A 6,382-nucleotide genomic window follows, 5' to 3' on the forward strand; every position below is an offset into this window, starting at 1 on the left:
ATAGTAACGCTTCAGCCTACAAAGGCGAGTTCCAGTTTGGAAATAAAGTAATTCCCAAAGAAGGGATTATTTCCAAATAGAATTGACTTCTTCTTCCGTTAAATAGCGGTACTCACCAAGTTCCAGTGATTCGTCCATCTCAATTTCACCAATTTTTTCGCGGTGAAGAGCTTCAACTTTGTTACCAAGTGCTGCAAACATACGTTTTACTTGGTGGTATTTGCCTTCATGAATCGTTAGCAATACTTCTTTTTCAGCTCTTACATCTAAATGAGCAGGTAATGTTAAACCGTCTTCGCTTTTCAGCTGAATGCCTTCTTTGAACTTCTCGACGTAATCATCTTCAACAGGTTCAACCAACCAAACGCGATAAGTTTTTTGGCACTTATGTTTTGGCGAAGTAATTCGGTGAGACCATTTGCCGTCATCAGTGATTAATACCAAACCTGTCGTATCAACATCTAGGCGACCAGCAAAATGGAGCTGGTCCATTTTTATTTCATCAATCAGTTCAAATGCCGTTGGGTTTGTTCCATCTTCATGTGAACAAACAAAGCCTTCTGGCTTATAAAGCATAATGTAACGAGGTCCAGATAGCTTAAGCTGATTGCCCTGCCATTCAACCACTGACTCTTCGGTCACGTGTGACGCAGCTCTTTTTTCCATAGCGCCATCAACGTTCACTTTTTTTGATCGTAGAATCTGATGTGCTTCTTTTCTTGTTACACCTAGCGAATCGCATAAAAACTTATCTAAACGCATGATTACCTCGTACTGTGATGAAGTTCAAAATTATATATCATCTATAGGTTCGTTAATACAAATTAGGCACTAATAAAAGGATTCTTTATAGATAAAAAGATTAGTGCTGATAAGAGTTGGTAGCAACTGGCTTTATACACACTTAGTAACTGATGTTTATAAAGCCTTACTCATTGTAGAGTAAGCTGATAACATGCGTTATCCCACTCCTAGTTCTTTGTCTCTATGTACACTCTTCGTCCCTACCAAGCTGACTCAGTAAAAGCTGTAATCCACTATTTTCGAAAGCATTCCACGCCTTCAGTTATCGTCCTCCCTACCGGAGCAGGAAAAAGCTTAGTGATTGCAGATCTTGCACGCTTAGCGAAAGGACGAGTATTGGTACTTGCCCATGTCAAAGAGCTCGTTGAGCAAAACCATGAAAAATATGAAGGGTATGGTGAAAAAGGAGCAATTTTTGCCGCAGGACTAGGGCGTAAAGAAACCGATCAACAGGTCGTATTCGCTTCCGTTCAATCCGTTGTCCGCAATCTCGATGAATTTAAGGATCAATTTTCACTACTGGTCATTGATGAGTGCCACCGCGTTCCCGATGATAAAAACAGTAGTTACCAAAAAGTGATCACCCATTTAAGAGAGTTAAACTCAGGCATAAAAGTGCTTGGGCTTACTGCAACGCCTTATCGCCTTGGTATGGGGTGGATTTATCAATATCACACCCGAGGGCAAGTACGAAGTGAAGACCCTCGTTTCTTCAGAGATTGTATTTTTGAACTTCCTATCCATTACTTGTTAGATGAGAATTTTTTAACTCCAGCTAGAATGATGGACGCCCCTGTACTTTCTTATGATTTCTCTCAATTGAAGCCTGCGAGCACAGGGCGATACAAAGAAGCAGAGCTTGATATGGTCATTGATCAGGCTAAACGAGCGACCCCTCAAATCGTTCAGCAGATCCTTCAATACTCCGCAGAAAAAAAAGGTGTGATGGTTTTCGCTGCAACGGTTCGTCATGCGCAAGAAATCTTGCAACTGCTTCCACCCGCTGAATCAGCCATTGTGATTGGCGACACGCCAACCGTTGAGAGAGATGACATCATTCAACGTTTTAAGCAGCAAGATATTAAGTTCTTGGTTAACGTCTCTGTACTAACTACTGGATTTGACGCCCCTCACGTTGATCTTATCGCGATTTTAAGACCAACGGAGTCTGTCAGTCTTTACCAACAGATCATTGGTCGAGGCTTACGCCTTTCACCTGGAAAAGAAGAGTGCTTGATTCTCGATTATGCGGGAAACAACTACGACCTTTATCAACCAGAAGTCGGAGACCCAAAGCCTGATTCGAACAGTGACATTGTTACTATCCCTTGCCCCGCTTGTGGTTTTAATAACAACTTTTGGGGTAAGTTAGATAGCAACGGTTTCTTGTTAGAGCACTTTGGCCGACGATGCCAAGGATTTTTCACAGACAAAGACACCGGCGAACGTGAACATTGCGGCTATCGTTTTCGTGCTAAATATTGTAATGAATGCGGTGCTGATAATGATATTGCGGCGCGTATTTGCCATGAATGCGATGCAACGTTAGTTGACCCCGATAAAAAACTTAAAGAGGCATTGAACCTGAAAGATGCTCTGGTTTTCGAATGTTTAGAGATGAATTTGTCGGTGCATAAAGATCAATCAGGTAAATCACAACTAAAGGTCACTTACCTTGGCGAGAACCAAGCACAAGTGCATGAATTCTGGCCACTCGTAAGCAAGAAACAGAAACAACGATTTAAAGAGCAGTTTGTTCGCCCTCATTTGGCAGATAGGCATCGACCTTTTGAAGAAGCATCTCCAACCAAAGTTGCTTCCAACCAACATCGCTTTCGCCCTCCTCAATTTGTTATTGCACGTAAATCGGGCCGATTCTGGAAGATGAGGGACAAAATTTTCGAAGATGAATTACAAAATCGATGATGAAATCGTAAATCGCAAAGTGGTTCACTTTCCATTCATCACTGTTTTTTATACTAGGTTCAGTTACTCTACACATTGTTTGGGGTAAGCCGTTATACAACTAAGGTTTCCATATGCTTACAAAATCTATCAAAGCCTTAATATTCACTCTGGCTTTCACTGTACTCCCAGTTGCTGCGGAGGTTACTGAGCCCGTACCATCAGGTCATGAACTCGTTCTAGATGCCTACAAAGAAGGGACTCGGGTTGAACTTGATGAAGACCAAGATGAAGTATACGAAGCGGTTCAACAAGGGTTGATTCAACCATTTTCTGAGCTTTATGCCACTGTAGACAAGCAACTTCATGGCCGAGTGATCCGAGTCGAGTTGGAAGAGGACGACGACGAATGGATTTATGAACTCAAACTGGTTCACGAACAGAATGTGATTAAAGTTGAGTACAACGCAACAACGCTTGAGATGATAGAAATCAAAGGCCGCAACTTACATGACGTTATAAAAAAATAGCGCATAAATAATAAAGAGAATTCAGCATGAAAATATTAGTCGTAGAGGATGACCCTCGCCTAGGTGAACAAATTATTCAAACACTAGAATCTGCTGGTTGGGTTCCTGAACTCTCACAAGATGGAATTGACGCTCTTTATCGAGCCACCTCAGAAGAGTGGGACGCGATTGTTTTAGACTTAGGGCTTCCAAAGCTCGATGGTTTAACTGTCCTAAAGGGTATTCGTGATGAAAACATCAACACTCCAGTTGTTATCCTAAGTGCTCGCGACACCCTTACCCAACGTGTTGAAGGCTTAAATGCTGGCGCTGATGATTATTTAACTAAGCCTTTCGAAATGGTGGAGCTCATTGCTCGCATCCGTGCACAGCTACGCCGAGCGTCAGGCAATGCTGCACCAGTCATGCAAATTGGTGATCTAAGCTTGGATACTCGAACTTCCAAAGTGTTATGGCAAGGGCAAGTCATTAGCCTAACTGCACTCGAATATAAAGTTGTGGCTTATTTCATGCACAATCCAGAGAAAGTTATTTCACGAACAGAGTTAGTCGAACACATTTACAAACAAGATTTCGATCGAGACTCAAATACTGTCGAAGTATTCATCGGCCGTATACGTAAAAAAATTGCACCAAAGGTTATCAAAACCGTACGTGGACTAGGGTATCAATTGAATGCCGACTAGGTTTCCAGCAATTAAGCGAATAAGTCTTAAAAGCCGCCTACTCATTGCTGCGTCACTTTGGCTCACAGCAATGATTTTAGCGGCAGGCGTTGGCATACCCAAGCTAGTGCATGACTATCTAATTAGTGATGTTAAAAGTCAGCTTGGGTTAGCTATGGATGAGATCACCGCGCACGTAGAGGCCGATGCTGATGATCGTTTGTCGCTACCTACACGCCTTTCAGATCCTAGATTCAGTCAGCCCTATAGCGGCTTATATTGGGTTATTGCTAGCGAAGAGCAATCTCTACGGTCTCGTTCACTTTGGGACAAAAACATTCAGAGCCTGTCATTACCTATTCGGACTAAGTTACTGGGGGCTAAAGGCGAAAAGCTCATATATATCACGCAAACTATTTATCTGCCGGGTGTTTCGAGTCCCGTCCATATACTAGTTGGTGTAGATGAAGCGCCGCTGAAAGCCACCCTGAGCCATTTAACCGGTCAACTATGGTTGATTCTTGGATTACTGTTTAGTGGCATACTCATTCTTATTGGCTTACAAGTCGGTTGGTCACTTCGTCCACTGGGTAAAATGCAGCGCGAACTCGCCGCTTTGCGTGCTGGTAAACAGAACCAGTTAGCTGAAGAGTACCCAAAAGAAGTCTACCCGCTTGTTTCTGATCTCAACGCACTTTTGTTCCACTATCAAGAGCTATTAGAACGCGCAAGAAATCATGGCGGCAACTTATCTCACGCTCTTAAAACGCCTCTTTCTGTACTTAAAAATGAAATTTCAACCTTACCACTAGATGAACAGGCTAAACTGCTACCCGCTATTGAACAGATCCAGAGCCATATTGATTACCATTTAGGCAGAGCTCGTATGGCAGGTGCTGCAAATATCCTTTCAGTAAAAGCTAACCCCAGCGAACGAATCGATGAAATATCAATGGCCTTCGATAAAGTCTACGCTTCTCGAGAGTTAATACTCATTAATGAAATCGATTTGGATATCGAAGTCGCCGCAGACTCTACCGACCTAGATGAAATGCTCGGTAATCTACTGGAAAACGCTTATAAGTGGGCCCATTCAACGATTCGAGTGCATTGCACTGTCACCCCATCAAAAATCATTCATATTCACGTAGAAGATGATGGTCCGGGCATCCCCGAAGAGAAGCACCTGCAAGCCAAAAAACGTGGTGTTCGCTTGGATGAAACAACGCCAGGTACAGGGTTAGGTCTTAACATTGTAAGTGAAATGGCTCACAGCTATCGAGGCCAATTACTTCTTGGAACAAGTACTATGGGTGGCTTAAAAGCGACGTTAACTCTCAATATTTCTCAGCAATAAATATTGTCTTGAAGCATTATTGAACGTAAGCGTTGTCGATAGTCATTTGATTCAACAGTAATAACAGTAACTCTTTCCGTCAGGTTTGGCTGAAGTTTGTCCGAAATCGTGTGAAAAACCTAAAAATCATTCTATTTACTTTGTAAGCTATTGCTCGGCTTGTATAGGAATGTTAGTATCCGCGCTCGTTTTGATAGTAACTTCGGTCACTGTCGAACGTAAGGCATCTCACAAGGTCGCATTGTGGATGTGATATTTAATGTTTACTAATTTGAGAGTAAAACTATGAAATTTGAAGCAGTAGTACGTACTGAACTAGGTAAGGGTGCGAGCCGCCGCCTACGTCACACAGGTAATTTCCCAGCAGTTGTTTACGGTGGCGAAGCAGCTCCAGTAGCAATCGCTCTAGCTCATAACGAAGTTATGAACCAAATGGATAAGCCAGAATTCTACGAAGGCATCACTCTTGTGATCGACGGCGCAGAAGTTAAGGTTAAGCCACAAGACGTTCAACGTCACGCGTTCAAGCCTAAAGTTGAGCACATGGACTTCATCCGCGTTTAATTCCCTACCAAGGAATTAGTCGGATAGAATCCAACCTGCTGCATAGAAAAGATAATCGATCTTACCAATCGAAAATCTAAAAATTCGAAAGCCCAATGCTACCAACATTGGGCTTTCACCGTTTTTGAGTCGCCCAAAACCTCTGTAAGCCCCTATTTAAAAAGTACTTACCCGCATATCACACGTTGTACTTAACCTCTCTGGATCAAAATAATTGTAAAATAATTACAATATACAGTAGTTGAAAAGCCACTATCTCCCGCCTAATTTCAAACTGTCTAGGCGAAAAAATCGCCTCTAAAAGTCACAAAGCACTTTTTTGTCCGCTTATCTAGAAAACTCGCATTTAGCCGCCTCTAAAATCTACATACGCTCTAACAATAGGAAGGCTTTTAAAAATGAATTACCGAACACTTAAACCAAGAAAATTTATCGATGTGTAGTGGTCAACTAATATTGGCCACGATCTTAGAGTTTAACCAGAACAACCGTTCTGACTCATTAGGTGTCAGCCCGCCATTATATTGATGGGGTCTGAGCTGACAGTAATATTGAAT

General features: G+C 42.3%; 6 protein-coding genes. 5 read left to right on the forward strand and 1 reads right to left on the reverse strand.

The window, feature by feature from the left end:
• Positions 1-66 precede the first annotated feature (66 nt).
• Entirely contained in the window at positions 67-762 is a 696-nt protein-coding gene (rsuA, locus tag L4C54_RS00225; RefSeq protein WP_428802165.1) for a 16S rRNA pseudouridine(516) synthase RsuA, read from the reverse strand.
• Between the two features lie 225 nt (positions 763-987).
• On the opposite strand from rsuA, the gene radD reads away from it, so the two are divergent.
• The 5 genes from radD to rplY all read left to right on the forward strand — a co-directional run bounded on the left by radD (position 988) and on the right by rplY (position 5,825).
• Positions 988-2,730: a DNA repair helicase RadD gene (gene radD, locus L4C54_RS00230; RefSeq protein ID WP_428806617.1), complete on the forward strand. Its 1,743-nt coding sequence runs from the start codon at positions 988-990 to the stop codon at positions 2,728-2,730.
• Between the two features lie 113 nt (positions 2,731-2,843).
• Positions 2,844-3,239: a PepSY domain-containing protein gene (locus L4C54_RS00235; RefSeq protein WP_428802167.1), complete on the forward strand. Its 396-nt coding sequence runs from the start codon at positions 2,844-2,846 to the stop codon at positions 3,237-3,239.
• A 26-nt stretch (positions 3,240-3,265) separates the two neighbouring features.
• Positions 3,266-3,925, forward strand: coding sequence for a response regulator transcription factor (locus L4C54_RS00240; RefSeq protein WP_428802168.1), 660 nt, complete (start codon positions 3,266-3,268; stop codon positions 3,923-3,925).
• On the forward strand, positions 3,915-5,261 hold the full coding sequence (locus L4C54_RS00245; RefSeq protein WP_428806618.1) for an ATP-binding protein: 1,347 nt from the start codon (positions 3,915-3,917) through the stop codon (positions 5,259-5,261). Before L4C54_RS00240 ends, L4C54_RS00245 begins: the two co-directional genes overlap by 11 nt.
• Positions 5,262-5,546: 285 nt before the next feature.
• Positions 5,547-5,825: a 50S ribosomal protein L25 gene (gene rplY / locus L4C54_RS00250; protein WP_428802170.1), complete on the forward strand. Its 279-nt coding sequence runs from the start codon at positions 5,547-5,549 to the stop codon at positions 5,823-5,825.
• Positions 5,826-6,382: the final 557 nt, after the last annotated feature.

The sequence above is a fragment of the Vibrio lamellibrachiae genome, from assembly GCF_050337265.1.
In the GTDB taxonomy this organism is placed as follows: Bacteria; Pseudomonadota; Gammaproteobacteria; order Enterobacterales; family Vibrionaceae; genus Vibrio; species Vibrio kyushuensis.

Coding starts and splice junctions, on each gene's coding strand:
- rplY (WP_428802170.1), top strand. CDS start 5,547: ATGAAATTTGAAGCAGTAGTACGTACTGAACTAGGTAAGGGTGCGAGC.
- L4C54_RS00245 (WP_428806618.1), top strand. CDS start 3,915: ATGCCGACTAGGTTTCCAGCAATTAAGCGAATAAGTCTTAAAAGCCGC.
- rsuA (WP_428802165.1), bottom strand. CDS start 762: ATGCGTTTAGATAAGTTTTTATGCGATTCGCTAGGTGTAACAAGAAAA.
- L4C54_RS00235 (WP_428802167.1), top strand. CDS start 2,844: ATGCTTACAAAATCTATCAAAGCCTTAATATTCACTCTGGCTTTCACT.
- L4C54_RS00240 (WP_428802168.1), top strand. CDS start 3,266: ATGAAAATATTAGTCGTAGAGGATGACCCTCGCCTAGGTGAACAAATT.
- radD (WP_428806617.1), top strand. CDS start 988: ATGTACACTCTTCGTCCCTACCAAGCTGACTCAGTAAAAGCTGTAATC.